This window comes from Subtercola boreus, from assembly GCF_006716115.1.
Lineage (GTDB): Bacteria > Actinomycetota > Actinomycetes > Actinomycetales > Microbacteriaceae > Subtercola > Subtercola boreus.
In genome coordinates this window covers 726,033-753,023 of sequence record NZ_VFOO01000001.1, presented here as the reverse complement: position 1 = coordinate 753,023, position 26,991 = coordinate 726,033, and the positions used below count along the sequence as shown (strand labels likewise).

Here is a 26,991-nt window from a genome sequence, read left to right as displayed (position 1 = left end):
GATGAGCACGAGGGTCGCCGTGGTGGACGACCACCAGCTGGTCGCGATTGCGGTGCAGAGTCTGGTGGATTCGGCCGACGATCTGGTCTTCGCGCGTCACGCCCCCACTGTGGACGACCTCGTGAGACCTATGCTCGATGCGGATCTCGTCCTCCTGGATCTGAGCCTCCGCGACTTCACCGATCCGGGCACGAACGTGCGGCGGATCCGGGACTGGGGTGCCGACGTACTCGTTCTCACCTCGGGTGAGGATCCGTTTCTGGTGCGCTCTGCATCACGGGCCGAGGTTCTGGGCATCATGCGCAAGTCGGCCCCTCGTGACAGTCTCGTCGCCGCGATCCAAGCGGCTGCCCGAGGCCAGCACGTGCCAACCACGGAGTGGGCGTCAGCCCTCGACACCGACCCTCTTCTCGACGGAGCACCGCTCAGCAGACGCGAACGCGAGGTTTTAGGGCTCTATGCGTCCGGGCTGGGAGCCCGGGAGGTGGCGACCCGCCTGTTCATCTCGGAGAATACGGTCAACGACCACTTGCGTCGCATCCGTTCGCTCTATCAGAGCCTCGGCCGGCCCGCCGCGACGAAGGTGGAGCTGTACCAGCGCGGCGTGGAAGACGGCTACGTACCCGCCCCCCGTCGTGCCTGAGATCGGGGCAGCTGGGCGGCCCGGAGCAGGCGAGCAGATCGGGGCAGCTGGGCGGACCGGAGCAGGCGAGCAGATCGGGGCAGGCGAGCGGTCGGCGCGACGGCTGCTGGTGATCGACTCGGCCCTGTTGATGGTGATCGTCCTCGCAGTGCATCTGGCCCTGGTCTTCCAGGACGGGTCGCCGGCGTACCCCCTGTGGGCGGTGGCGCTCAGCTGGTTCGCCGCCGTCTTCACCCTGGTCGCGGGGGCGAGCGCACGGTGGCTGCCGGATGCGACCCTTCGGGTCGTCGCACTGGTTGCGGTCATCGCCTATGGAGTCACACTCGTCACGTTTCCCGCCGCGGTGCCTGCCGAGGGTATCGACCGTATCCCGTGGACCCTCTCGGCGTCGGGCGCTGCGGCCGCCACAGCCCTGGTGGCGGGCGGGCGGAGCCTGGCGTGGATCACGGTGCTGGCCGGCACGACGGCAGGCATCGCGTACCGAACGCTCTACGGGGGTCTGGACGTCGCGGGGATCGTCAACGACATGCAGGCGCTGCTCACAGGGGCTGTGATCTGTGTCATCGGTGGCCACATCCTCTCTGTGGGCCGGGGTCTGGATGCGGCGGCCGCGACCAGCACCGCAGCGGTGGCACGCGAATCGGCAGAACACGGGCGACTCGCGGCTCGCACCCGCGCATCCACTCTCGTGCACGACGAGGTGCTCGCCACGCTGAATCTCGCCGCGTCGGATCTGCCCATTCCGCCTGCTCTGCTGGCCGCACAGGCAGCGCAGGCCGCATCGATGGTCTCCCGGCTCGTCGACGAGCAGGCCGAGGAGCCCCTCGTGCTGCGGATGGCGCTTGCCGATGAGGCTCGCCGGCACAGAGTCGGCTTCTCGGCGCGCGGTGAGTCCACGGCGACGGTGCCCGCCGCGACCCAGGAAGCGTTGGTGGGTGCCACCCGACAGGCCCTCCGGAATTCGCTCGAGCACGCACCCGGCAGTTCCTGTCGCGTCGAGCTGAGCATCGACGGAGGCACCGTCACGGTGACGATCACGGACGACGGCCCGGGCTTTGCCACATCGGAGGTCGCCGACGACCGTCTCGGCATCAGGCAGAGCATCATCGGACGGATGGATCGGGTCGCCGGGGGCACTGCCCACGTCATCTCACTCCCCGGCACGGGTACGGTCGTTCGCCTCACCTGCTCCACAACCCCGTCCCGGAGGCTGGATGCCTCCGGCGACCGGGGAGCGCTCCGGGCGGGACTGGCCGCCGTCGCTGTCATCTACCTCCTCACCCAGACGGTCTGCGCGATCGTCGCTTCGGCAGCATTTCCGGGAACCTGGCCGATCAATCTCGGACTTCTCCTGGCGGCGTTGCTCGCGTCCGAGATTCTGCGACGCACTCCGACGCTGGTTCCTTCCCGGCGTCGGATGGCTCTCGTCGTGGCGATCGCCTGCGGCGGACTGGTCGCCGGCACAACGACGCTCCCGTTCAGCTACGGCACCTCGTGGTTCGCTGTCGCGTACGTCTTCGTGTTCGTGGCGCTGGCACTCCGCGGCAGGCTGAGGGTTGCGCTCTACGGTGGCGTCTTCACCGTCGCCCTCCTCGTGGCCACGGGTGTCGTGACGCACTCGCCCGCCAGCCAGATCGTTCCGGTCACGGTGCGCCTGGTCGTGCTCATCATCCTCACGGCGGCGATCCTGCTGGTCGTGGCCCGCATGCAGAGACGGATCGCGGCGCTCCACCACGACACGGTGGCCTCGGCAGAACGGGAGAGCTGGACGGTGGCAGCACGGTCCGAGCTCACCACACGGGTTGCCGAGCTCGGCCGGACCGTGATTCCCCTCCTCGAACGGATCGCCCGGAGCGGTACGGCCACGGCGGCCGAACGACGCGAGTACGCAACGCTCGAAGGGGAACTCCGCGACAGTCTCCGCGCCGGGTCGCTCGCCCGCGAGCCACTCGTCTCTGTCGTGGCCGCCGCCCGGGATCGAGGAGTCGACGTCGTGCTCCTCGACGACAGCGGCGGGAGCATCCCCGACGAACTCGTCGACCCGGTGCTGGTGTGGATGGCCTCGGCCATCAGCGCCGCGCGCACACGGGCGGTCGGCCGGCTGCTGCCTCCGCAGCGCGGCGGCAGCGCCACCGTCACCGTCGACAGCAACCACTCCGAATACGGAGCCGCTGCAGCCGCTGTGCAGTCGGATAACCGTGGTGAGCAGGTCGCTCCCGGTCAGGGGCCGGTGATCAACTTCCACGGCGAGTAGTCGTGGTCGAGCACGGAGCGTGCGGGACTCTTGCCCTGGGACCACCACCGCGCCTCGTAACCACTTCCGTCGAGCATCACCCGGTCCCCCTGGTCGTACAGGGCCGTCGACGACCACTCCGGGTACGTGCCCGGCGCCAGCTGGGGCAGGGCGAACGGCACGTCACCGGGGAGCACCGGCCCGATGTAGGTCCAGGCCGACCCGGCCGTGTCGATCCGGGGGTCATCCGGCACCGAACCGTCTTCGTTCCACCACTTGGAGACGTACACCGATCCGTGCCAGACGACGGTGACCCCTTCCGAGTAGTAGGTCTGCGACGACCAGACAGGATACGGGCTCGTCGCCGGGTCATCCTCGATGACGTCTCCATCACTGACCGTCACCGGCCTCGCTGAGGGTGTGCCGGTGAAGCCCTCGGCGAGCACCGTCGCGAAGCTCACTCCGGCCTGCTCGATTCCACTGCACGCGGTGGAGACGATGTGCAGGGTCGGATAGTTGCTGCCACAGGTCTGGTCGCGGGTAAGTGACCACATCGACAGGCGGGCGACGCCCTTCTCGACCGCGAAGGCGTTCAGGGCTGCAGCGTCGTCCAGCGTGAAGACTTCGCCCTTGACATCGTTGACGCCGATCATCGGAGTGGCGCCGATCAGCGACCAGACCCCGCCGTCGGGCAGGGCGAGCCCGTGTGCGCGCCAGAGATCCTGGATCTGGACGGCCGTCGACTGGAGGGCATCGATGCTGAGAGACGACATCGCGATGGTCCCGTCGGTGCCGTAGTCCATCGTCATGAGGTTCACTCCCGCGAGGGTGACTCCCGCTGAGAGCATGCTCTCGACCTGTGCGAGCCCCGCCGGAGTGAGGCCGGAGGGTGCGACGGGAAGGGTCAGCCAGACGTCGAGGGACCCGCCGTTCATCCGACGCTCGTTCTGCAACGAGGCGACGGCCTGCGCGCGGCGCTCCGTGGCGGCGACATTCGCCAGCATGTCACCCTCGATGTCGACATCCATCACGTCGAGGGTGTACCGGTCCATGACCGTGCGGTAGGCGGCGGTCAGCTCCGGAACGGTCGTGCACGCTCCGGCCAGCTCCGTGTTGGCTGAGCCGCCGAACGAAGCGGCCAAGGGCTCTCCCTCGCGCCGCATCCGTTCGACCCTCCTGTCGAGCTCGAACGTCTTTGCCGCGTCGTCGAGGCTGTAGGCCTTGCCCCACGTGGGGGTGCAGACATCGTCGGCCTGGGCGACCACGAAGGCCAGGACCGCCCCGCCGGTCGAGGTGCCGAGCGGACTGCGAGCCAGTTGCCCACCCGTCTCGAGGGTCACGTCGTAGTAGCTGGCGAACCATTGGCCTGCAGAGGCATCACCCGGGACGCCCGCCTGCATCGCGGGCAGCATGGATGCCCCCACGAGCGCACCGCCGACCGCCAGCACCCCGACGACGCTCAGCGCGAGTCGCGCCGGCGACAGTCTGCGGCCGGCGAACCGGGAACCGGGGCGCGCCATGACGGGACTCACAGCGCCACACCCACCCTGTCGAGGTGACCGTCGTCAAGCACACGTGCCCACCGCGGCGAAGTCGACGGAGCTGTCTCAGCCACGGTCGGCACCTCCACCCAGATCCAGTTCAGCCAGCCGAGTACCAGGTCGGTGATCGCATGACGAACACCGACGAGCCGGATGATCCCCCAGGCCGTGGCGAGAGCGGTGAACGAGGCGAACCCCGTTGTCCCCCACGCCCCGTCGAAGCCTGCCCGCACCGCAACCGCCGTTGCACCCCCCATGACCACGAGTGGGGCGACGATGTAGAGTGCCGGCGCCGGTACGCGGGTGCTCACCTTGGGCGTGGTCACGAAGCGGGCCTTCCTGCCGGTGAGCGCTTGGGCGACAGAGGCGATCGAGCCGACGAGGTTGACGGACAGCAGCAGGAGATTCAGCCCGTAGATGCCCACCATGTCAAGGCGGCGGTAGCCGAGGTACCGCAGATCGGAGGCCATCTCGACGAAGTAGGGCACCACGATCAAGAGGAGAAGCACTGTGACGAGCTGTCCGTTCAGCGGGTAGAGGGTCAGCACCGCGATGAGACCCAGAGTGACCCAGGTGATCGAGCCCAGATAGTTCAGTCGGAGAAGGCGCTGCCCCCATCGCATGGGCGTTCCCTGCAGACGGCGGAGGCCGATCAGCTCGTGCAGGCGAGGCAGGATCAGAAGGCCGCCATCGGCCCACCGGCGACGTTGGATGACCAGCGAACCGAAGTCGGACGGCGTCGCGCTGTAACTGAGGCGTTCGGGGTAGTTCAGCAACGACCATCCGTGCAGGGCGATGTCGATGCTCGACTCGGTGTCCTCGATGACCGTACGGTCGGAGATGAAGCGCACGATGCGGTGGCCGTCTTCGATCGTCTCAGTGCGGATGTCCTCGAGCGCGGAACGGCGGAGGATCGCGTTCGCTCCCACCCAGAACGTCGCGTCGTAGGCGGTCAGACCCTGGTGCACGATGTGCTGCAGGTCCGTGGTGGCACCTGCCAGACGCTCGAGTCGCGTGGGAGCGCCTCGATATGACGAGTACGGGGTCTGCGCGACCGCGATCCGGCTGTTCTCCGGTTGTTCCAGCACATGCACGAGTCGCAGGCAGTATTCCGGCAGCAGCATCGAGTCTGCGTCGAGAGTGAGCACATAGTCAGTGTCCGGTACCTCGAGGATGCCCGGCGACGATGCCCTGGCGCCGTTCTCTCCAGCCCCCGCGGATTCGCCTGCGGGAGCAGCCTCGGAGGCCTCCCCGATGTGCACCAGGCTGAGGCGGTCACCAGCCCCCTGCTCTCTGAAGCGACCCCCCAGGAGGCCGAGGTAGCTGTTGAGGTTCATCGCCTTGTTGGGTGCGTGCGAGAGCGTCTCGTAACGCTTCCGCTCGAAGACGCTCGCGTCGACACTCACGATGTTCACCAGGCGGGCCATGATCTGCCGTGCTCTCAGATCCGTCAGCGGCTCCTCACCGTTCTCGAGCGCGTCGTGCAGAGCGAGGGCCGTGCCGTCGAGGTCGGCTGCCAGCCGCCGCAGCACCTGGTCCCGGAAGAAGACCTCGATGTGGGTGCTTCTGGGAGCCGCGTCGGCCTGCGCGCGCAGCCACTGCGCTGCGGCCGCATGCTCCCGCATCACGATTCCGGCGCTCGCGGTGGCACTGAGTTCCCCACTGTCCACGGCGGCAGACGCGGCCTCGACGCGCGTGCGTAACGGTCGCAGCTGCTCCATCACCTCGTCGGCAAGCGCGCGGCACTCGTTGAGAGAGGCCCGTTTCACGGGGTCCACGGTATGTGGGTCATCGTCGAGGAGAAGTACGACGCGCAGTCCCGGATACTCCTGCAGGGCGACCGACCACAGCGACATCCTGACGAGTGCCGGGTCTTCGGCGTGCGAGGGCAGCAGAGCCACGAGACCCGGTTTCTGGCTCGCGAACTGTTCGTCGATCACGATTCGCCGCGCGCGCCGATGCTCGGCGAAACGGGGCAGAGCCCCTGCACGAGCGACCAGGTACAGGCAGGCCGACAGGGTCAGAAGCGTCACCGACAGCAGGAAGATCATCGTGGTGAGCAGCTGCACCGCGTCGCCGAAAGCATCGCCCCTCACAACGGTCACGACCACAGTGACGACATAGAGGAGCCACAGCACCAGAGAAAGCGCCGGCGCGAGCCTGGCGCGCGCGATCCGGAACGACGACGGCACTGAGTGCAGGGCCGGCTGCGGGGTCGTGTCCCGGTTCGTGCCCCGTTGGCGCCGTGGCGCAGGCAGAGCTGTGCGGGCATTGTCACGCCGTCTGCGACGGGTCACCGTCTCCTCGGTGGAACCCATGTCCGTCTTCCCTTCGACCACGGCGGCCGACGTGGTCGGGCCTCGCCACAAGTGTGGCGTTCCGGGGCGACGGAGATGCTGCGTTCCAGCCACCGACATTGGTGGTTCTGGTGACGATGGCAGGAGACAAAAAAATCCGGTACAGCCTGTAGGGGCTGTACCGGATCGTTCCCTCAACTATCGCAGACCTTCGAACAAGGAAGGAAAACTAGCGACTGATCAGGACTTCTGTTGCGGGGACAGGATTTGAACCTGCGACCTCTGGGTTATGAGCCCAGCGAGCTACCGAACTGCTCCACCCCGCGGCACAAGATGTAACACTACCACAGCGTTCGGCAGCTCGTGACCGTGGGACGACCACGGGGCGGCCAGCCGGAAGCGGCCAGCGGCCAGCCGCCGCGGCCCGAAGACCGCGGCGGCGCAGGCGACTACTGGGCGCCGGAGGCGGCGATGGCCGCAGCCACCGCGTCCTTCAGCTGCTGGTCGGCGACGCCGTACGCCGTCCAGTCCGCTGCCTGGAGCGCGGCCGTGCGCGCCGTCAGGGCGGCCTCCGCGTCGCTCAGGGCCTTTGTGAGGGCAGCATTGTCTCCCGTGCCCGCCGGTGTGCCCGTACCCGATCCCGAGCCCGTGGCGGGCGTCGTGATGCCTCCATCGCCGGCGGTTGCCCCCGAGTTGCCCCCGAAGAGGTCGTCGAGTGCAGCATCCAGAGTGTCTTCGAAGGCGATCTTGTCGCCGAAACCGACCAGGATCTTCTGCAGCAGTGGGTAGCTCGTCTCACCGCGTGACCGCACGTAGACCGGTTGCACGTAGAGCAGTCCGCCACCGACCGGCAGGGTGAGCAGGTTACCGCTCAGCACCTCGGTCGAGCCCTGTTTCAGCAGGTTGAGGGCCTGCGAGACCGTCGGATCCGAGTTGAACTTGTTCTGCACCTGGCCGGGGCCCGGGACGGTCGCGTCCTTCGGTAGCGTCAGCAGGCGCATCTTGCCGTAGTCGGCGGACTTCTCCCCGGCTGTCGATCCGGCATTCGAGTCGACGGCGAGGTACCCGTTGAGGCTCTTCGACGTGTCCTGCCCGGTGAGCGGTATGAACGTGGAGTAGATCGAGTACGAGGGGGCGTCCTGAGTCGGCACCTGCAGCGTCAGATAGTAGGGCGGCTGCGTCGTCGGGTTGGAGGCGGGCGAGGTCGGGTCGTTCGGAGTCGTCCACGCGTCTTCACGGGAGTAGAACGATCCGGCGTCGGTGACGTGGTACTGCCCGAGAATGGCCCGCTGCACCTTGAAGAGGTCGGCGGGGTACCGCACGTGGCTCATCAGCTGCGCGCTCATGTCGCTCATCGGCTTGAGCGTCGACGGGAAGATCTTCTGCCAGGTCTGCAGCAGCGGATCCGTCTCGTCCCACGCGTAGAGCGTGACCTTGCCGTCATACGCGTCGACTGTCGCCTTCACCGAGTTGCGGATGTAGTTGATGTTGTTGTCGGGGGCGTACCCGGGCTTCGGGGTGTAGGTGTCGGCGATCGCCGCGCTCAGCCCCTCGGTGCGGGAGTACGGGTACTCGGATGTCGTCGTGTACCCGTCGACGATCCAGACGACCTTCCCGTCGACAACTGAGGCGTACGGCGCCGAGTCGATCGTCAGGTAGGGCGCGACTTTCGACACCCGCGTGGCAGGGTCGCGGTCGTAGAGGATCTGCGAATCGTTGTTGACGGCCTCCGAGAGGAAGATCTCCTGCGAAGAGAACTTCAGCGCGTACGCCAGCTTGTTGAAGACATTGTCGAGCTTCGGTCCACCGTCTCCGGTGAACGTCGTGTAGGTCTGCGAGGCGCCGTTCGTACCCGACGGATAGTCGAGTTCGATCTGCGGCGATCCCTCGGGTGCTCCGACGATGGAGTAGTCGGGCGAGTTCTCGCCGAAGTAGATGCGCTGTTCGTAGTCACCGAGGGCACCGGTGCTCGGGATGCCCTGCTCGGCGAAGACCGGCTGGCCATCGACCGCGCGCTGGTTGCCATACGCCGCGACGATCCCGTAGCCGTGCGTGTAGACCACCGTCTGGTTGTACCAGCTGGCAGACGTGCCAAGCTGAGCCAGGTTGAGGTCGCGGACTGACGACACGACGTCCTGCGTCTTGCCGTCGATCGTGTACCGGTCGACGTTCAGGTCGGTCGGGAACTGGTAGTACTGGCGGAACTGCTGCAGCGCGGCGAAGGTGCTGCTCACCAGGGCCGGGTCGAGGATCCGGATGCTCGAGGTGGTGGCCGCGTCAGCCCGGAGCTGTCCCGGCGCCGCGGTCGTCGTCGCGTCGTAGGGAATCGTGTCGACATCGCTCACGTCGTAGGCGTCGCGGGTGAGATCGATGTTGTCCTGCAGGTACGGCTGTTCGAGGCTCCGCTCGGAGGGCAGGACCTGGAAGCGCTGCACGACCCACGGGTAGAGCGAGCCGAGGATGAGGCCGCTCACGATGAGCAGAACGGTACCGATGACCGGCAGCCGCCAGCGCCCGATGAAGGCGGCGAGGAGGAACAGCACGGCGACGATGACGGCGATGCCGGCGAGGATCTGGAGGCCGGGGATCGTTGCGTTCACGTCGGAGTACGAGGCACCGGTGATCAGCCCGCCCGTGTTCGAGAGCGTGGCGAACTGGTCGAGCCAGATGCTGACGGCCTGCAGGAGCAGGTACACGCCGGCGGTGATCGCGACCTGGATGCGGGCGGTCTTCGAGATGCGCACTTCGCGCTGGCCGAACCGGATGGCGCCGTAGAGGTAGCTCGTCGCGATGGCGGCGATGCCGGCGATCAGAACCACGGCCGAGGCGAAGCCGACCACGCCCTGCCAGAACGGCAGGTCGTAGACATAGAACGAGATGTCCATGTTGAACTGCGGATCGGTCGTGCCGAACGGCGTGCGGTTCAGGTACTGCAGCGTGACCTGCCAGCGCGAAGCGGACGAGACCCCGGCGAAGAGGCCGAGCACCGCGGGGATTCCGAAGGCTGCGACGCGACGGAGCGGCTCGACGACCTGCTGGTACCGGTCGAGCTGCGAATTCAGCTTCGCGTAGACCGGCCGGAAGCGGAAAGCGATCTCGATGCTGATGAAGACGGGGATCGCCATCGCGAAGAAACCGATGCCGAACATGGCCGCGCCGGCGAACCACTGCGTGGTCAGCACGCTCAGGAAACCGAGCTGGTTGTACCAGAGGACTTCGGTGTAGAGGTTGGTGAAGACGAAGAACAGGATCGCGACAACGGCGATCACCGCGATGGCCACCGCGATCACGGTGCGCGATCGTCGGGCGGGCTTCTGGGCTGTGGAGGAAGTCACGAATAGCCTCTTGTGGTTGCTGTGGGGTGTCCGCCCATCCTAGACAACCATTGCTGGGAAGCGGCCCCTCCGAATCAGCCGGCGGCCTGAACCGTGTCACAGGTGGGCAACGAGTCCGTGCTCGCGCCCGAGGCGAGATCATTCAGCACCGTGAGCGAGTCGCTGAGCTTCTGCACCGCGAAGACTTTCAGGCCGTCGGGCACGTGGCCGACGACTTCGTCGCAGTTGGAGGCGGGCGCGAGGAAGACCGTGGCCCCGCTCTCTGCGGCCCCGTAGAGCTTCTGGCGGATCCCACCGATCGGGCCCACCGTTCCGTCTGCGGTGATGGTGCCGGTGCCGGCGACCTGGGCGCCGCCGTTCAGTTCACCCGGCGTCAGCTGGTCGATGATGCCGAGGGCGAACATCATGCCGGCGCTCGGCCCGCCGACATTGTCGAGCTGGATGTCGACGGTGAATGGGAACTCGAACGAGTCGGCCGACGCGGCAGCGATACCGAGGAGGATGCTGCCGTCCGCCGCCTTCTTCGGCGTGACCTCGACGGTCTGTTCGGCGCCCGAGCGCGTGATGACGAGCGAGGCCGGTGCGGCATCCCCGTTCGCCGTGATAGCGGCCTTCAACTGGTCGATCGTGCTCACGGCGGTTCCGTTCACTGAGTCGATGAGGTCTCCGGCTTCGAGGATGCCCGTGGCCGCCGAATCCGCCGTGACCTGTGCGACGCCGACCTTCTGGCTCGACGTGAACGGGATGGCGAGGTCGGTCAGCGCGGCCGCGATGGCCTCCTGCTGGGAGTCGACCATCTGGGCCGCGTTCTCGGCGTTCTGCTGGTCGACGGTGACCGACGGCGGATAGATCGCGTCGATCGGCACGACCGCGCGGCTGCTGTCGAACCAGGCCCCGACGATCTCGGCCCAGCTCGGCCTCGACGTCGGCGTGCCGGCGACCGAGACGGTGAGCATGTCGAGTGAACCCGCTGTGGGGTACGTGGTGACTCCTGAGATCGAGATGAGCGGCACGGCCGATCCGTCGTGGTCGCTCGTGCCGAGGGTGTTGAACACCGGCCCGGGCTGCTCGATCACATACGGCACCGGGATGAAGCTCATCCCGAGCGCCAGGACGAGAGCGACGATCAGGCTGACCCAGCCGATCGTGCGGCGACGGGAGCGGGGCTTTGCGGGCGCGGCAGCCTCCTGGTCGTCGAAGATGCTCACGGATTCCTTTCGAGGGGGGGTGTTCGCCACAGGCGCACGGCCAGCGTCCCAGCTTATGAGAAATCCCAGCTTGGCGAAGAGGCCACCGGCTAGCGTAGAAGCCAACGCTGAAAGGCCGCACAGAGCCGGCTCGACGCAGAAGAAGGGTAAGACCGTGACTGACGAGCCAGACAAGAACCCCGAAGACGAGTTCACCGACATGCTGCGCCAATTCCTGTCGGGCAACTCCGAACTCGATCCGTCGAAGCTCGCCAGCGCTGCTGGTCTGCCGTCGGATCCAGCGGCTGTCGCCGCCCTCATGCAGCAGCTGCAGAACGCGATGCAGAACTCCGGCGACGGGGTCGACTGGAAGGTCGCACTCGATGCCGCCCAGCAGATCTCCTCCACAGGCGCCGTCGCGATCACTCCCGGGCAGCGTTCCGCGCTCGAACAGGCCCTGCACGTGGCCGAGCTCTGGCTCGACGAGGTGACCTTCGTCAGCGAACTCGCCGCTCCCCCGCGCCTGCTGACGCGCAAGGAGTGGACGACGGCGACGATGCCGGTCTGGAGCCAGGTTGCTGAACCCGTCGCCCTCAGCATCGCCGACGCCCTCACCCGCGTTCTGAAGGACCAGGCACCCGAGGAGCTCTCCGGCATGATGGCCAGCGCCAGCCAGCTGATGCGGAACATCGGCGGGGCGCTCTTCGCAATGCAGCTCGGCCAGGTCGTCGGGCAGCTCTCGACCGAGGTCGTCTCCGGCGGCGACGTCGGAATCCCGCTGATGGGCGACCAGCAGGCGGCGCTCGTGCCCCAGAACCTCGAAGACTTCGGCGAGGGCCTCGACATCCCCGCCGACCAGGTGCAGCTCTACCTCTCGGTGCGGGAGATCGCCCACGCCCGGCTGTTCCGCCACGCGAAGTGGCTGCGGCTGCACGAGATCTCCTCGATCACCGAGTTCGCCCGCGGCATCACGATCGACACCGAACGCCTCGAAGACCTCGCCACGAGCTTCGACCCGGCCAACCCCGAAGAACTGCGGCAGGCGATGGTGAGCGGCGCGCTCATCCCGCCGAAGTCCGAGTCGCAGTTGCAGGCGCTCGCCCGCCTCGAGACGACTCTCGCGCTCGTCGAGGGCTGGGTGGATGTCGTCACCGCCGCCGCGACCGTGAGACTGCCGAAGCGCGACGCCGTCGCCGAGACCGTTCGGCGCCGACGCGCGACCGGGGGGCCCGCCGAATCGGCGTTCTCGACTCTGGTCGGCCTCGAGCTCCGACCGCGGAGGCTCCGCGAGTCTGCCGCGATGTGGCAGGCCGTGACGGATGCCGTCGGCCCCGAGGCACGTGACGCGCTGTGGTCGCACCCCGACGTCGTGCCGACCTCGGAGGACATCGACAACCCCGAGGCGCTGGTCGCCCGGCTGCTCGCCGGTACTCCGGAGCCCGACGAGATGGACCTGGCGCTCGAGGACTTCTTCCGGGAGGAGGAGGCGGGTACGGGTGAGACCGGTCCCGACGGGGCGGCCGAGGCCGCGCAGAGCGACCGGGACCCGGACGCACCGCCCGTCGTCTGATCCCGCGCCCGTCCCGGCGGCTGTTGCGGCAGGGGTTCCGGTCCCGGCCTGTGGATAACTTCTGACGCCGGTCGCGGAACAGGTGCAGGCTGTGCGCATGCGAACTGACACAGGCACAGGCACAGGCACCCTCCGGCTCGACCCCCGTTTCCCGGTGGTCTGGCGCTCACCCACCTGCCTGCAGATCGGGGTCGACCGGCCGCGCGCCCTCTTTCCCGCGGTCAGTCCCGCTGAGGAGCGGATGCTCCACGCCCTGGCGCGCGGTGTCACCGCTGACGGGCTCCGGATGATCGGGGCCCGCTCACGCGGAGGCGGAAGAGCTGTGGCGCGCCTGCTCGACCGCGTCGCCCCGGCACTGCTGGGGAGTGCATCCGGAGCCCCGGGCCGAATGGCCGGACTCGTTGTCTCCCTCTCCGCGGACTCGCCCGCCGCCGCGCCGATCGCGCAGTTGTTCGGTGCGCTGGGGGCGGAGGTCGTGCCCGGCGAACAACGGTCTGCCGGGGAACAGTCTGCCGGCGAGCAGCCTGCCGGGGAGCCGCGGATCGACCTCGCCGTCATCGTCTCGTCGTGGTTCACGCCGCCGGCCGAGGCAGCGGCGTGGCTCCGCGACGACGTTCCGCACGTCGACGTGGTCTTCAGCGACGCGGAGGTGACGATCGGTCCGTTCGTCACGCCCGGCACCGGTGCGTGCCTGCACTGCAGGGAGCGGTACCGCATCGACTCCGACGGGAGCTGGCCTGCCATCGCCGGGCAGCTTCTCGGCAGGTCGGCGCCCACAGAGGTGCCGCTGACCATCGCGCGGGCTGTCCCGCTGTTGGCGTCATTCTGTCTCGAGGAGCGGGAGAGCCCGGCCGGACCCCTCGCCGGGAGCCGGGTGCTGCACCTCGATGCGCTGACGGGTGCGGTCAGCGAGACCCGTCAGGGCGTGCATCCGGAGTGCGCGTGCCGAGCTCTGCCAGGAACCTCGACGGGGCGCGCACCTGGGAGCGACTCGCCCCGGTCTCCGCCCACGAGAGCATCAGCCGCTGGCGGGCCCGGGTGACACCGACGTAGAGCAGCCGGCGCTCCTCGTCGACCAGGTCGAGCGTGGTGGCGTAGCTGATCGGCATCAGCCCTTCGCTCAGGCCGATCAGGAAGACCGTCGGCCATTCCAGACCCTTCGCCGAGTGCAGGGTGGCGAGGGTGACCGCCGAGATCGTCGGCTCGTGCTGGCCGGCCTGCCGTTCGAGCAGTTCGTCGGTGAACGCGCGGAAGGTGGTGCGGGGCGGCAACTGCTCGGCGAGGCCCATGATCGCATTCAGCGACTCCCAGCGGTCCCGCACAGCGCCGCGGCCCTCCGGGGGGCTCTGCGACCAGCCGAGCGAGCGGAGCACATCGCTGACCGACTTGAAGAGGGGTTCACCGCTGATCGAGACCGAGGCGGCGCGGAGCGACATGATGGCCTGCTTCACCTCAGGCAGGTCGAAGAAGCGCTGGGATCCGCGGATCTGGTAGGTGACGCCCGCCTCGGCGAGCGCCCCTTCGAGCGCTGCCGCCTGGGCGTTGATCCGGTACAGCACCGCGATGTCCTCGGGCCGGGTGCCGTCGGCGATGAGCCGGGCGACGGAGGCGGCGACCCCGCGCGCTTCCGTCGATTCGGAGGGGTAGCCGGTGACCACCGGTTCGGCTCCCCGCGACGGCTCATCCCCTGCCGCCCGGAGGGTCAGCGCGCCGGTGCGACCGCGCATCAGCCGGTTCGCGGTGTCGACGACAGCGGGTGTGGAGCGGTAGTTCTGTTCCAACCGCACCACGGTCGAATTCTCGTAGGCCGAGGCGAACGAGAGCAGGAACGCGGACTGGGCCCCGGCGAACGAATAGATGGTCTGGCTCGCGTCACCCACGACGCAGAGATCGCGGCGGTCGCCGACCCAGAGCGAGAGCAGGTGATGCTGCAAGGGAGAGACGTCCTGGTATTCGTCGACGACGAAGAAGCGGTACTGCTCCCGCACCTGCATCGCCACGGAGGGTTCCGTCTCGATCATGCCGGCGGTGGCGAGCAGCACGTCTTCGAAGTCGAGCTGGCGCCGCTCGTCCTTGATCCGCTCGTAGCCCTGCTGCAGGTCGACGACCTGGTCGATACTCAGCGAACCGGGCATCGTGCGGCTGCTGTGCGCCGCGGTGACGTAGGCATCGAGTGAGAGGTCCGAGATCTTCCGCCACTCGATCTCGGCCGCGAGGTCCCGGAGCGAAGCGGTGTCGACCTTGAGCTTCAGCGACTCGGCGACCTGCCCGAGCAGTCGCGCCTTGCCTTCCAGCACCCGGGGCACGTCTCCACCGACGACCTGGGGCCAGAAGAAGTTCAGCTGGGCGAGAGCTGCAGAGTGGAAGGTGCGCGCCGACACCCCGCCGGCGCCGAGCGGCCGGAGGCGGGAGCGGAGCTCAGCGGCGGAACGGCTGGTGAACGTGAGCGCCATCACCTTTCCCGGCGGGAAGACACCCGTCGCGACCCCGTAGGCGATGCGGTGCGTGATGGCGCGGGTCTTGCCGGTTCCGGCCCCCGCGAGCACCACCACCGGGCCGAGCAGGGTCTTCGCCACGACCCGCTGCTCGTCGTCGAGGCCGGAGAGCAGGGCATCCACCCCTGTCGCCGGGAGCGAACGCTCCTCGAGGTCGCCGCTCACCATGTCGGCCGCGGAAGCGGCCCGCCGTACCAGTGCTCGATGATGGCGCGGGCGATCGACGACGAGCCGGGCAGCAGCACCGTCGCGTCCGGGTCTTCGAGGTCGGCGCGGCTGAACCACCGCACGTCGAGGATCTCCTCGCCGTCGGGCAGCAGCGGGTCGGCGGCGGTGTCGGGGTCGACGTGCGCCAGGAACCCGCACATCAGCGAGGCCGGGAACGGCCACGGCTGGGAGCCGAGGTACTGCGGTTCGAGGATCGAGACGCCCGACTCCTCGAAGACCTCGCGGATGGTCGCAGCTTCGAGAGACTCCCCCGGCTCGACGAAACCGGCAAGCAACGAGTACCGGTTCTGCTCCCAGAGGGCGTTCGAACCGAGCAGGATCCTGTCGTCGGCATCCACGATCCCGACGATCACGGCCGGGTCGGTGCGCGGGAAGATCTCGATGTCCTGCACGGGACAGCGTCTCACCCAGCCGCCCTTCTCGGGCACCGTCTCCGCACCGCAGCGCGGGCAGTGGGTGTGCGAATGGTGCCAGTTGAGGATGCCGAGCGCCTCCGTGAATGCCCCAGCGTCGAGGTCGTCGAGATCCGCCGCGACCAGGCGGAGGTTCACCCAGCGGCTCTCGTCGGGTTCGAGGGCGGCGGCCGCCTCGTCGGAGAGGGTGGCGGCGACGATCCGCGTTCCGACCGGTTCGGCTCGATCGGTCGCCAGGGAACGACCGAGGTACACGGGCAGCGCGACATCCGGCACCGCGGCTGCGGGGAGAAGCGCGAGCGACGGCTTCCCGGAGCCTTCACCCACACCTGTGCCAGGAGCGAGCAGTGCCTGCTGCTTCCAGATCGGCAGCACCCGGGTTTCGCCGTCGGCCCAGAGCGTGCCGAAGAGGTCGGGGGTGTCCCTGAAGAGGTGGTCACGGTCGATCTCGAAACGCGAGAGGGGCAGGGAGGGAAGCAAAGTCTTGTGCACGGGTTGACCAATCATGCGTGGCGAAAGCCTGCGAGCGGGGAAGCCGCCCTACCCTGAAGGTATGGCCAGATCCTCTCTCACTCTAGCCGCGCTCGCCACCGCTGCCGTCGCTGGGCTCGACGTCGTCTCCACGACCCCGATCTCGACCGGTCTGACCGGTCGCTTCGACTCAGCGCTCCTCACGGTGCGGGGCGGCGACCAGCTGATCATCCGCGTCCCCACCTCCCAGGAGACGGAGACGGAGCAGTCCGGCGACCTCGTGGCCCTGCGTGCGCTGACCACCGGCTCGCGGAAACGCCTGCCCTTCCGTGCCCCCGAGTTCCGTGGCCAGGCCCCGGTCGGGCAGACCCGCGGTGTCGTCTACGACTTCATCCCGGGTTCACCCGCCGCCCTCGACAGTCTCGACCACAGTGTGGAACTGGCCGAGGCCTTCGGGCGCGCGATCGCGGCCATCCACTCCCTCCCCACGTCGGTCATCACGGATGCCGGACTGCCCGTTCTGAGCGCCGTCGAGGCCGCGCGTGTGGCCACGGTGGTCAAGGACCGCGCCGCCGCGACCGGCAAGGTTCCCGTCGAACTGCTGACCCGCTGGTCGCTCGCCCTCGAGGACAGCGCGCTCTGGCAGTTCCAGCCCGCGGTCATCCACGGTTCCCTGGGCCCCGAGTCGTTCCTCGTCTCCGGCGAGCGGGTGACGGGTGTGCTCGACTGGTCGAACCTCAAGGTGGGCGACCCCGCGGCCGATCTCTTCTGGCTGAGTTCGGTCACCCGCGAGGAATCGGCGACCAGCGTGTTCTCCGGTTACAACGTGAGCCGCTCGGGGCCCGTCGACCGGCAGCTCCGGAAGCGGGCGCGGCTCTACGCCGAACTCGAGATCGCGAAGTGGCTGGTCCACGGATCCGACCTCCGGGATCCCTCGATCGTCGAAGATGCTGTCGTGATGCTGAACGGGCTGGCCACCAGTTCGCAGGCCGACCTCGTGAACCCGCTGTCGACCGACACGGGGCGCGTGCTGGCTGTCGACGAGGTCGAGGCGATGCTCAGCAAGACGCCGCGGAGCCAGCCGCTGCCCGCGCGGGACCACGTCAACGCCGCGCGGATCAGCGACGACGACTGACGCTCTCCCAGAGTTCCAGGAGTTCGGGTTCGGAGTACATCCGGTCGGGAGTGACGATCTCGTCGACCGACACGAAGAAGAAGACCGCATCGATGTCGCCCGGATCGATGCCCCGGTACTGCGAATAGGCGAGACGGTACAGGGCGAGCTGCAGTTGCTTGACCTCGAGGTCCGCGGCGTCCGACGGGGCGCGACCGGTCTTCCAGTCGACGATCTGGTACCGATCGCCGTCACGGAAGACGGCGTCGATCTTGCAGACCACGATGTTCGAACCGAGCACCAGGTGGATCTCGATCTCCACCTCCTCCGGGCTCCGGCCGCCCCACGGCGAGGCCTCGAAGGTGGCCTGGAGCCGTTCGAGTTCCTGCTCTTCTGCCGTGCCGCCGTCGATGTCGAGAGGGTCGAGAAGGTCGAGGTCGAAGTCGGGGCCTGACCCGGGATCGATGTCGAGATCGAGTTCGCCCTGTGCGGCATCCAGCTGCTCGGAACCGCCGACGAGCCCGTACCGGTTCTCGACCCAGGAGTGGAACCGGGTGCCGAGCCTGGTCTGGCGGTAGGGTCGCTCCGGCATCGGGCGGCGGAGCTGGCGGAGCACCGCGTCGGGTTCTGTAACGTAGTCCTTGAAGCGCGAGGCCGCAACGCGGGTGGGCACGACGAGCAGTTCACCGTCGAGGGCTGCGGCCCGCTCCGCCAGCAGCAGGTCGATGTCGTGCGACCACGGTGTTTCAGCACTCGCGTCGGCGACCGCGACAGCCTCAGCCGCCGCGGTGACCCGCGCCCTGCGGTTGCCGAGCGGCGCAAGCGGCCACGGGATGAGCATGGTCGACTCCGCGAGCGGATTCACATCGCTCTGCGGGACCTCCGGCAGCGCGTCCGTGGCGACCAGCCCCGCTTCGGCCAGTTCACGGAGGAACAGCCCCGGCCCACGGGGTTTCGTCGTGGCCACCCAGAACGACCCGCTGAGCAGCAGGCTCTCGCGTGCACGCGTCACCGCGACGTAGACCAGGCGACGCTGTTCCTCCGCATAGCGGTCGACGATCTGCTCGGTGAAGCTCGCTTTCGCCGACACGAACTCCGCCTGCGTCGCCGCCGACCGCCAGGCCAGCACGGGCAGTTCTCTCGAGTCCCCCCGGAACTCGAAAGGCAGTTCCCCGAACGCGAGCCAGCCCTGCTTGCTCTGCGGCTTGCCGGGCAGTTCGTCTTCGACCATGCGCGGCACACCGACGATGTCCCACTCGAGCCCCTTCGACCCGTGGATGGTGAGGATCTGCACGGTGCCGGGCTCCGGCTCGTCGGAGCGCGGGCTCAGCCGGTCGCGTTTCTCCGCCTCGCGGAGCCAGGAGAGGAAGGCACCGAGCCCGGCGGACGGATCGGCCGCGACAAAGCCGGCGATCTGTTCGGAGAACGCGTCGAGGCTCGCCCGGCCGAGGTGGGAACTCTCGTTGGCGGCGACCTCGACGTCGAGCAGGAGCTCCTGCGTGACGAGATTGACGAGGTCGAGCAGGTCGAGGCCGGTGCGGGTGCGGAGGAACGCGAGCTGTCGGCCGGCGGCGCGCAGGCGGCCCTCTCCGGCGGGGCTGAAGTTCTCGAGCATCCGGTGCCCGGCGGGTGCCCCGGCCACGAAGTCGAGGGCATCGACGAGCGAACGCCCCTCATCGATGACCACCGAGTCGCGGATGCGTTGTTTGAGGGCCGGATCGAGCCGCGCGTGGTGGTGGTCACGGTCGGCCAGCCAGGCTGCGACGCTGCTGAGCCCGGCGATGTCGCGGAGCCCCACCTGCCACCGTGCGCCGGTGAGCAGCCGCACCAGTTCGGACTCGGCCGTGGGATGGTAGATCACGCGGAGCGCCGACACCAGATCGGCCACCGCCGGCTCCTCGAGCAGGCCACCGAGGCCGAGGACGTGGAAGCGCACCCCTCGCTCGGTGAGAGCCGTGGTGAACGCGCCGATCTTCTTGATGGAGCGGCAGAGCAGGGCGGCGGAGCGCACACCGCCCTTCGGTGCGGGGCGCTCGAGCTGTGTGGCGAACCAGTTCGCGATCGCCCGGGCCTCGTCGTCGATGGTCTCGCCGAAGAACACGTCGAGTCCGCCCTGGCCCGCAGCCGGCCGGGGCTCGAGCCGCGAGACCGGCACCGTCGACGCGGCGGTGAGCGGAGCCACCAGGCGGTTCGCAGCCTCCAGCACCCGCACGGGGTTCCGCCAGCTCGTCGAGAGCGGGAAGGCGAGAGCGCCGGACCGATCGCCGGTGAAGTCGACCGCGAACGTGCCGAGGTTCGCCGCGCTCGCACCGCGCCAGCCGTAGATCGACTGGTGCGGGTCGCCGACGGCCATCACCGGCCGGCCGGCGAAGAGGGTGGAGAGCAGGCGCGTCTGCACGACGCTGGTGTCCTGGTACTCGTCGAGCAGCACGACGCGGAAGCGCTCCCGGTAGTCGGCGACCACCCGCGGCACCCGCTCGGCGATCGAGAGGGCGAGGGCGACCTGGTCGGAGTACTCGACGAACCCGCGCCGGATCTTCTCCTCAGCGAACCGGTCGGCGAGGTCGACCAGCACAGGGAGGGCGCTGACGGCCTGCAGCGCTGTGCGGAGCTCGGCGTTCAGGGTCGGCACCCGCTTCGAACCCGTGGGAAGCTCGGCGAGCCCGGTGAACTGGCCGGCCATCCGCACGACATCGTTCGACGTCACGACGTTCTCGCTCATCGCGCGGCTGAGCGAGATCACGGCCTCGGTGATCGAGTCGATGGACTTGTCGAGACCGACCAGCCGGTCGTCCACACTGTTCGCGACCAGGCGCCGCGCGATCTGCCACGCCGAAGCCTCGCTCAGGATGCTCGAATCGCCCTCCCGCCCGACGAGCAGGGCATTGTCACGGAAGATGCTGTTCGCGAACGAGTTGTAGGTGGCCACGGTGGCCGAGTCGAACGGGTCGAACTCCGTCGTGGTGAGCCGGGCCGCCTGGAGCTGGTCGATGCGCGATCGGATGCGCTGGGCGAGCTCACCGGCGGCCTTGCGGGTGAACGTCAGGCCGAGGATCCCGGAGACCGAGACGAGGTCGTTCGCCAGTAGCCAGACCACGCGGTTCGCCATCGTCTCGGTCTTGCCGCTGCCGGCCCCGGCGATCACGATGCTCGGGGCGAGCGGCGACTCGATGACGGCCTGCTGCTGCGGGGTGGGCGGCGGCAGGTGCAGGGCGTCGGCGATCTCGAGGCTCGAGATCACGACGTCACCGCCCTCACGAGGACACCGCCCTCACGAGGTGGATGCGGTACTCCCAGGCACCGTGCGGATCCCGTTCCGGCAGATCGTCCCGGCCCGGGAAGGTGCTGCCGGCCATCCCGGTCGCCGCCTGCTCGATGCGTGCGCGGAACACTTCGATCGCCTCGTCGTCGAGAGGTTGCTGGCCGAGCAGTTTGTAGAGGACCCTGTTCGCGCCGGCGCCAGAGGTGAGGGCGACGTAGAGCAGCATGGCGCCCCCGCTCTCTGCTGTTCCGGGCTGCGTGATGCCAGGCTCTGCCGGCTCGCCCGTCGGCTCCCCCTGGTCGAGCGCGCCGGCCTGAAGTGCGAGCTGGTAGCTGCCGAGCTGCGCGTGCGCCGAGACTGCGGCAGACGACGGTGCCGTGCCGCCCGTCTTCAGGTCGACGACGGTGACCTGGCCGTCGGAGCGCTGCTCGATGCGGTCGACGGTTCCGCGGAGGCGCGCCCGGCCGACGTCGAGCGCGAAGGCAGCCTCGCCGCCGAGCAGCTTTCCGCCCTCCCGTTCGAAGCCGCGGAGGTACTCGGAGAGACCCTCCACCTTGCCCCGGGTCTTCTGGCGTTCGCGTTCGGCGAGCCACGGGGACTCGAACTGCAGTTCGTTCCAGCGTTCGTCGAGGCGTTGCCACAGGGCATCCGCACTCAGGCTGTCGGTCCCGGCATCCGCGGCGGGTTCGGCGGTGACCTCCTCCATCACCGAGTGCAGCAGCGTGCCGATGCCGGCGGAGAGCCCGAACGTGGACCCCGAGACCCGGTCGATGAACCACGCCAACGGTGACTTCTCGAACGTCTCGAGCTTCGACGGAGAGACGTCGACCCTGTTCTCGGGGTCGTCGAGGTCGACCAGGGGTTCGGTGGTCGAGGGTTCGAGCACCCCGTACCAGCTGAGCGGGTCTGCCCCGGGCACACCCTCCGCGGCGAGCCGGGCGAGCGCCTCGGCGGCCGCGGGGTCGCCGGTTTCGACGAGCCGGCGGCGGAGGCTCCCGGTGAGCGCACGCAGGGACAGTGGATGCTCGACCGCCGATCGCTGGAACGGCGAGGTGGACGGCGCGGGAGCCACCGCCACCGTAGCCGCGCCCGGCTCCCCCGAAGCGGCGGCCGCTGGCCCTGCGGGCCCCTCCGGCATGAGCCGCACGAACGGCGACGGCTGCTCGTCGTCGTTCGCCACGCTCGTCAGCACGACCTGCGTCGTCGCCCGCGAGACGGCGAGCACAAACATCCGGAGCTCGTCGCCGAGTACCTCGGCCCGTTCATCCACGTTGGACGAAGGGGCACCGTCGACGAGTTCGGCCAGCCGGTCGGGGTGGAGCAGCGAGCCGCGGAGGCGGAGGTTCGGCCAGACCGAATCCTGGAGGCCCGCGACCACGACCACGTCGAATTCGGTGCCGATCACCCCGTTCGGCGTCGAGACGACCACCGCGTCGGAGGCCGAGCGCGGCGACAGCGAGTCCTCCGGTACTTCGGACTGCAACAGGTCGACCAGGAAGTCGGCGGCCGGCCGGTTGGGGTACCGTTCCACGAACCGTTTGGCCGAACTGAACACTCCCACGATGCCGTCGAGGTTGCGGTTCGCCTCGTCGCCGAGGATGCCAGGACCTGCCGACGCCTTCTGCCACGCCGGGGCGAGGCCGCTGCGGCTCCAGAGCTCCCAGAGCAGCTCTTCGATGCTCGCGCCGGCGTCGTTCCGCTGTCGCACGGCCGCCAGCGCATCGGCGAGACGCCGCGCCCGCCGCGCGGGGGCCGCGTCGAGGGTCGCGAGCCGGCCCGGCCCGCTGAGGCTCTCGGTGACGAGGGCATCGGCGCCCCGGTTGCCGCCGCCCGCCAGCTCCTCCTGCCGGAGCGCGAGCCGGAGTCGGCGGAGGCCGACCGCGTCGAGACCGCCGAACGGGCCGAGCAGCAGCTCTGTGGCGAGCTCGTCGCTGAGCGGCTCCACCCCGATCGCCGCGGCGACCGCCCGTGCGAGGTGCCGGGCCGCGTAGTCGTCGCGGAGCGCCCGGCCGCCCGTCTGCGTGGTCGCGGGCACCTCCGCCACGCCGAGCCCGCGCACGAGCGAACTGATCAGCGCGCCGGAGCGCACCACCACGGCCATGCGGTTCCATGGCACCCCGCGGAGCAGGTGGTGCTCCCGCAGCAGGTGCACGATCGCCGCGAGCTCCCCCGCCGGCGAGACCGCCTCGATGCGGCGGACGGCCGGTACCCCCGACACCTCGAGGGCGGCCTCGACCTCCTGAGCTGAAGCGGTCGCGCGCGCCGCCCGCTGCCGCCCCGCGGCCGAAGCGCCGATGCGGGAGGTCGACCGGTCGACGAGGCTCCGGATGCCCGGCCCATGCCGATAGACCGCCTGCAGGTACACCGGGGCGGCCGTGGCAACCCGCTCACCCAACACCGTGCCGAGCCGCCCGAGCGCATCCTTCTGTCCGCCCCGGAACGATGTCGTCGCCGCATCGGGGTCTCCGAACGCGAGCACCGTCACCCCCCGCCGGGCGAGGGTCGCGATGAAGCTGACGGCGCCACTGCTGAGCTCCTGGAGGTCGTCGACCACGATCATCCGAACCCCGGCCAGGACGTGCGGCCCGCCGTTGACCAACGATCCGCCCTGCACCCCCGCATCGGCGGTGACGACCTGCAGGCGCGCCTCGGCGATGAGCTCGGCCGAGTCGAGGGAGGCGTCGCGGAAGCTGCCGACGACGCTCTGGTACTCGTCGGCGAACCGGCCGACGGCCACCCATTCCGGGATGCCGTGCTGCGCCCCGAGCTCCGCCAGCTGGCGCGGCGAGACCCCGGACTCGGTGGCGCGCATCATCAGTTCGCGGAGCTCCGTGCGGAAGCCGCGGAGTGCCCTCACGTCTCCGGTCAACGGATCGGGCCACTCGGGACCGAAGCCCTCCTCGGCCTGGCCCGCCAGCAGGTCGGCGATGATGCGGTCCTGCTCGGCTCCGGTGAGGAGGGTCGGCGGCAGCGCGCCGGTCGCCGCCCGGGCGCTCTGCACGATCTGGAAGGCGAGCGAGTTCACCGTGCGCGCGAGCGGGCCGTTCGTCGGCAGGCCGAGGCGGAGCGCCAGCCGGTCGCGGAGCACGGTCGCGCTCTGCCGCGTGGGCGTGAGCGCCAGCACCTCGGAGGGCAGGTAGCCGCGACCGAGCACCCGCTCTGCGACGGTCTCGACGAGGGTCGTGGTCTTTCCCGAGCCCGGGGCGCCGATGATCGCGCGGCTGACACCGTCGCCGGTCGCCAGCACCTCGACCTGCGAATCGTCGAGGGCGAGGGCAGCGCGGAAGGCGCTGCGGAGCTGGGATGTGGACACGTCTCCACGCTAACGGCCACCCCCGACATCGCCGGTGTTCGCTCTCGGCGAGTGCGGAGCGCGGCCCAACCGGCGGGGCGGGCATCCGTTCTGCCGTAATCTGGGCACGTGGTTCTGGTCACAGTCCACGCAACTCTCGAAAGGCGCACCTGGTGGAAATTCGTATCGGCATTGCACACTCTCCCCGCGAACTGAGCTTCGAGACGCACCAGTCTCCCGATGAGATCGAGCAGACCGTCTCTGCCGCCCTGACCAGCGGAACCGGTCACCTCTCGCTGAAAGACAGCAAGGGCAAGCTGTACCTCATCCCCGTTGTCGGCCTCAGCTATGTCGAGATCGGCACCGAGGAGTCCCGCCGTATCGGTTTCGTCGGCTAGCGCCGGGCGCATCCGTCATGGAACTGCTCTTCGTCGTACTCGGCGGCATCATCATCGGCCTGCTCGGGCGCTACCTGTTCCCGCTCCGGGAGACGCACGGCGTGCTTCTGGTGCCGGCGCTCGGCGCGGCCTCTGCCGCGATCCTGTGGGAGGTGCTGACCTGGCTCGGCCTGCCCTATGACGGCGGCTGGATCTGGGTCATCGCCCTCGTCGGCACGGCCGTGATCGTCGCCCTCGTCACCCCGGCCCTCGGTCGCGCCAGGCGCAATCGTGACCGCGCCGAGCTCAGCGCCCTGCTGAGCCCCAAGGCGCGCACGATCTAGCCGCGTCCGTTCCTCGCACCCCGTCACGACACAGGCCGGTTCCGGATGCCCGCACCCCTCACCCTCGGCGAAGCCCTCACGCGCGCCGATGCTCTCGACCGCGCGGATACGCTCGGCGGGTACCGCGACCTGTTCGTGGCGCCGGGCGTCCCCGAGTCCGCTCACGCCGCCGCGCCGGGCGTCACAGAGTCGGCTGACGCTGCCGCCTCGGACGACGCCGTCGTCGCCTACCTCGACGGCAACTCCCTCGGCCGGCCGCTGCTCTCCACCGCAGACACCCTCGCCGCCTTCGTGCGGGACTCCTGGGGGTCGCGCCTCATCCGCGGCTGGGACGAGGGGTGGATGCAGCTCCCCACCGTGATCGGCGACGAACTCGGCGCAGCCGCCCTCGGCGCGGCCCCGGGGCAGACGATGATCGGCGATTCGACCACCGTGCTGCTCTACAAGGCCGTGCGAGCAGCCGTCGCCGCCCGCCCCGGCCGCACGGAGATCGTGGTGGACAGCGACAACTTCCCCACCGACCGCTACGTGGTGGAGGGCATCGCCGCCGAGCGCGGCCTCACCGTGCGCTGGGTCCAGACCTCGCGCACCCTCGGGCTCACGGCCGAACTGCTCGCGGAGGCCGTCGGCGAACGCACAGCAGTCGTCGTCGCCAGCCAGGTCGCGTACCGCTCGGGGTACCTCGCCGACGTCGAGACGCTGACCCGCATCACCCACGACGCGGGGGCCCTCGTCGTCTGGGACCTCTGCCACTCGGCCGGCAGCGTGCCGGTGCTGCTCGACGAGTGGCAGGTCGACATCGCGGTCGGCTGCACCTACAAGTACCTCAACGGCGGTCCGGGCTCTCCCGCGTTCGTCTACGTGCGGAGCGAGCTGCAGTCGGAGCTCCGGCAGCCGATCTGGGGCTGGCTCGGCCACGCCGAACCGTTCGCCATGGGGCCGGGCTACAACAGCGCCCCGGGCATCCGGAGCTTTCAGAGCGGTACTCCCCCGGTGATCGGGATGCTCGCGATGCGGGACATGATCGCCCTCATCGGTGAAGCGGGCATCCCGGCCGTGCGGGCGAAGTCGATCGCGCTCACCGAGCTGACGATCGAACTGGCCGACGCCTGGCTCGAACCTCTCGGAGTCGTGGTGGCGTCACCCCGGCAGAGCGCTGAGCGCGGCAGCCACGTCACCCTCGACCATCCCCGGTTCCGCGAGGTCGTCGCCGCCCTCTGGCAGACCGGCGTGGTGCCGGACTTCCGCGCACCCGAAGGCCTCCGCGTCGGCCTCTCCCCCCTCACCACCACCTACCGCGAGCTGGTCCTCGGACTGGCCGCCATCCGCGAGGCTCTGGACCCTGCCCCCTAACCCCCAGGCATCAATCGAGTGGGCGATTTGGGCCCATAAAACGGAGTTTTAGGGCCCGAATCGCCCACTCGACTGCAGGAGGGGAGGTCAGGCCGTCAGGCCGAGGCCGTCCATGCGGCGGCTGTGCTTTGCGATGAGCTCGGTGAAGACGGGCTCGATGCGCTCCTCGTCGGTTCGCGCGTTCTCGGTGTGGTGGATGGCCGACCGTGCCACGAGCAGCGTGTCGCCGACGAGTCGCCGACCCCAGAGCGCGAGGCGCGAACCGAGCGACGGGTCTTCGGCGATCGCGTCGTTCAGCAGAACCACGATCGCGGCACGACCCGTCTCCACGCTGATGAGCTGCGCGGCGCGCGGTCCGATGTCGCCCTCGAGACCGGTTGCGAGCAAGACGAAGAAGTCGTCGAGGATGCCCGCGGTGAGGTAGATGCTCGCGAGCGACTCGTACCAGTCGCTGCCGCGGATGACGGCTGCGTAGTTGTCGATCGCCGGGGCGAACGCTGCCATCACGGAGGACGGATCATCCACCCGGCGCCGGAGCTCGCCGACGAGCTTCTCGTGCTTTCCGAGCGCCTCACCCGCCGCCGGCCCCAGGGCCTCCTTGGCACGCACCGTCGGCGAGAGCATCACGGCACGGGCGATCGCCTCGAAGATGGCGAGCTGGATGTACGCCGCCTGGCCGAGGTAGGGAAGCACTTCTGGTGTGAGTTCAGCCAGGTTCACCTTGGGCAGTGCACCCGATGTGCGGCGCGGCCGGAGGCGCGGAACATCGATGCGCACCGTCGGGCGCCTGAAGAATTCAAACACTCGCCCACTCTAGCGGAGGGGCACAGCCCGCC

General features: G+C 69.2%; 16 protein-coding genes and 1 tRNA gene. 7 read left to right on the top strand and 10 right to left on the bottom strand.

Annotated elements, in window-relative coordinates; genetic code table 11:
- Position 1 precedes the first annotated feature (1 nt).
- Positions 2–643 (top strand): response regulator transcription factor, encoded by a 642-nt coding sequence (locus tag FB464_RS03530; protein ID WP_116416619.1) that lies wholly within the window; start codon positions 2–4, stop codon positions 641–643.
- Positions 636–2,897, top strand: a complete 2,262-nt coding sequence (locus FB464_RS03525; protein ID WP_116415077.1) for a sensor histidine kinase — start codon at positions 636–638, stop codon at positions 2,895–2,897. The genes FB464_RS03530 and FB464_RS03525 overlap by 8 nt, the downstream gene beginning before the upstream one ends.
- On the opposite strand, the gene FB464_RS03520 is transcribed toward FB464_RS03525, so the two are convergent.
- The 5 genes from FB464_RS03520 to FB464_RS03500 form a co-directional block, all read right to left on the bottom strand.
- Positions 2,864–4,396, bottom strand: coding sequence for a chitinase (locus FB464_RS03520; RefSeq protein ID WP_116415078.1), 1,533 nt, complete (start codon positions 4,394–4,396; stop codon positions 2,864–2,866). The two genes, FB464_RS03525 and FB464_RS03520, sit on opposite strands and share 34 nt — an antisense overlap.
- A gap of 8 nt (positions 4,397–4,404) precedes the next feature.
- A complete protein-coding gene (locus FB464_RS03515; protein WP_170151922.1) occupies positions 4,405–6,735 on the bottom strand; it encodes a glycosyltransferase family 2 protein in 2,331 nt (776 codons plus the stop codon).
- 231 nt (positions 6,736–6,966) lie between these two features.
- Positions 6,967–7,040: transfer RNA gene (locus FB464_RS03510), tRNA-Met, on the bottom strand.
- Between the two features lie 123 nt (positions 7,041–7,163).
- Positions 7,164–10,049 carry a UPF0182 family membrane protein gene (locus FB464_RS03505; RefSeq protein ID WP_246092910.1) on the bottom strand — a complete coding sequence of 962 codons (2,886 nt, stop codon included), beginning with the start codon at positions 10,047–10,049 and terminating at the stop codon, positions 7,164–7,166.
- 74 nt (positions 10,050–10,123) lie between these two features.
- Entirely contained in the window at positions 10,124–11,257 is a 1,134-nt protein-coding gene (locus tag FB464_RS03500) for a YlbL family protein (protein ID WP_116415082.1), read from the bottom strand.
- Between the two features lie 154 nt (positions 11,258–11,411).
- On the opposite strand from FB464_RS03500, the gene FB464_RS03495 reads away from it, so the two are divergent.
- The gene (locus tag FB464_RS03495; protein WP_116415084.1) at positions 11,412–12,806 is read left to right on the top strand and encodes a zinc-dependent metalloprotease; all 1,395 of its coding nucleotides are present in this window, start codon (positions 11,412–11,414) and stop codon (positions 12,804–12,806) included.
- A 905-nt stretch (positions 12,807–13,711) separates the two neighbouring features.
- On the opposite strand, the gene FB464_RS03490 is transcribed toward FB464_RS03495, so the two are convergent.
- Both FB464_RS03490 and nudC read right to left on the bottom strand, forming a co-directional pair.
- Positions 13,712–15,469 (bottom strand): ATP-dependent helicase, encoded by a 1,758-nt coding sequence (locus FB464_RS03490; RefSeq protein WP_116415085.1) that lies wholly within the window; start codon positions 15,467–15,469, stop codon positions 13,712–13,714.
- Positions 15,463–16,434 carry an NAD(+) diphosphatase gene (gene nudC, locus FB464_RS03485; RefSeq protein ID WP_246092909.1) on the bottom strand — a complete coding sequence of 324 codons (972 nt, stop codon included), beginning with the start codon at positions 16,432–16,434 and terminating at the stop codon, positions 15,463–15,465. Before nudC ends, FB464_RS03490 begins: the two co-directional genes overlap by 7 nt.
- A 61-nt stretch (positions 16,435–16,495) precedes the next feature.
- Between nudC and FB464_RS03480 the strand changes: the two genes are divergently transcribed.
- Complete coding sequence (locus FB464_RS03480) at positions 16,496–17,548, top strand: phosphotransferase (protein ID WP_116415088.1); 1,053 nt, start codon at positions 16,496–16,498, stop codon at positions 17,546–17,548.
- Here FB464_RS03480 and FB464_RS03475 read toward each other — a convergent pair.
- Positions 17,532–20,768: an ATP-dependent DNA helicase gene (locus tag FB464_RS03475; RefSeq protein WP_116415090.1), complete on the bottom strand. Its 3,237-nt coding sequence runs from the start codon at positions 20,766–20,768 to the stop codon at positions 17,532–17,534. The two genes, FB464_RS03480 and FB464_RS03475, sit on opposite strands and share 17 nt — an antisense overlap.
- Positions 20,769–20,781: 13 nt before the next feature.
- Positions 20,782–24,102: an ATP-dependent DNA helicase gene (locus FB464_RS03470; RefSeq protein WP_116415091.1), complete on the bottom strand. Its 3,321-nt coding sequence runs from the start codon at positions 24,100–24,102 to the stop codon at positions 20,782–20,784.
- A 152-nt stretch (positions 24,103–24,254) separates the two neighbouring features.
- Between FB464_RS03470 and FB464_RS03465 the strand changes: the two genes are divergently transcribed.
- The 3 genes from FB464_RS03465 to FB464_RS03455 are packed head-to-tail and all read left to right on the top strand — an operon-like array spanning position 24,255 to position 26,155.
- Positions 24,255–24,479 (top strand): DUF3107 domain-containing protein, encoded by a 225-nt coding sequence (locus FB464_RS03465; RefSeq protein WP_116415093.1) that lies wholly within the window; start codon positions 24,255–24,257, stop codon positions 24,477–24,479.
- 17 nt (positions 24,480–24,496) lie between these two features.
- Positions 24,497–24,802, top strand: coding sequence for a hypothetical protein (locus tag FB464_RS03460; RefSeq protein WP_116415095.1), 306 nt, complete (start codon positions 24,497–24,499; stop codon positions 24,800–24,802).
- Between the two features lie 45 nt (positions 24,803–24,847).
- Positions 24,848–26,155, top strand: coding sequence for a kynureninase (locus tag FB464_RS03455; RefSeq protein WP_116415096.1), 1,308 nt, complete (start codon positions 24,848–24,850; stop codon positions 26,153–26,155).
- Between the two features lie 87 nt (positions 26,156–26,242).
- On the opposite strand, the gene FB464_RS03450 is transcribed toward FB464_RS03455, so the two are convergent.
- Positions 26,243–26,959: a ferritin-like fold-containing protein gene (locus tag FB464_RS03450; RefSeq protein WP_246092908.1), complete on the bottom strand. Its 717-nt coding sequence runs from the start codon at positions 26,957–26,959 to the stop codon at positions 26,243–26,245.
- Positions 26,960–26,991 lie beyond the last annotated feature (32 nt).

Bases quoted from the DNA above. Each gene is read 5' to 3' on its own strand.
- FB464_RS03530 (WP_116416619.1), top strand. From the start codon at position 2: ATGAGCACGAGGGTCGCCGTGGTGGACGACCACCAGCTGGTCGCGATT.
- FB464_RS03520 (WP_116415078.1), bottom strand. From the start codon at position 4,396: ATGGCGCGCCCCGGTTCCCGGTTCGCCGGCCGCAGACTGTCGCCGGCG.
- FB464_RS03515 (WP_170151922.1), bottom strand. From the start codon at position 6,735: ATGGGTTCCACCGAGGAGACGGTGACCCGTCGCAGACGGCGTGACAAT.
- FB464_RS03490 (WP_116415085.1), bottom strand. From the start codon at position 15,469: ATGGTGAGCGGCGACCTCGAGGAGCGTTCGCTCCCGGCGACAGGGGTG.
- FB464_RS03480 (WP_116415088.1), top strand. From the start codon at position 16,496: ATGGCCAGATCCTCTCTCACTCTAGCCGCGCTCGCCACCGCTGCCGTC.
- FB464_RS03460 (WP_116415095.1), top strand. From the start codon at position 24,497: ATGGAACTGCTCTTCGTCGTACTCGGCGGCATCATCATCGGCCTGCTC.
- FB464_RS03455 (WP_116415096.1), top strand. From the start codon at position 24,848: ATGCCCGCACCCCTCACCCTCGGCGAAGCCCTCACGCGCGCCGATGCT.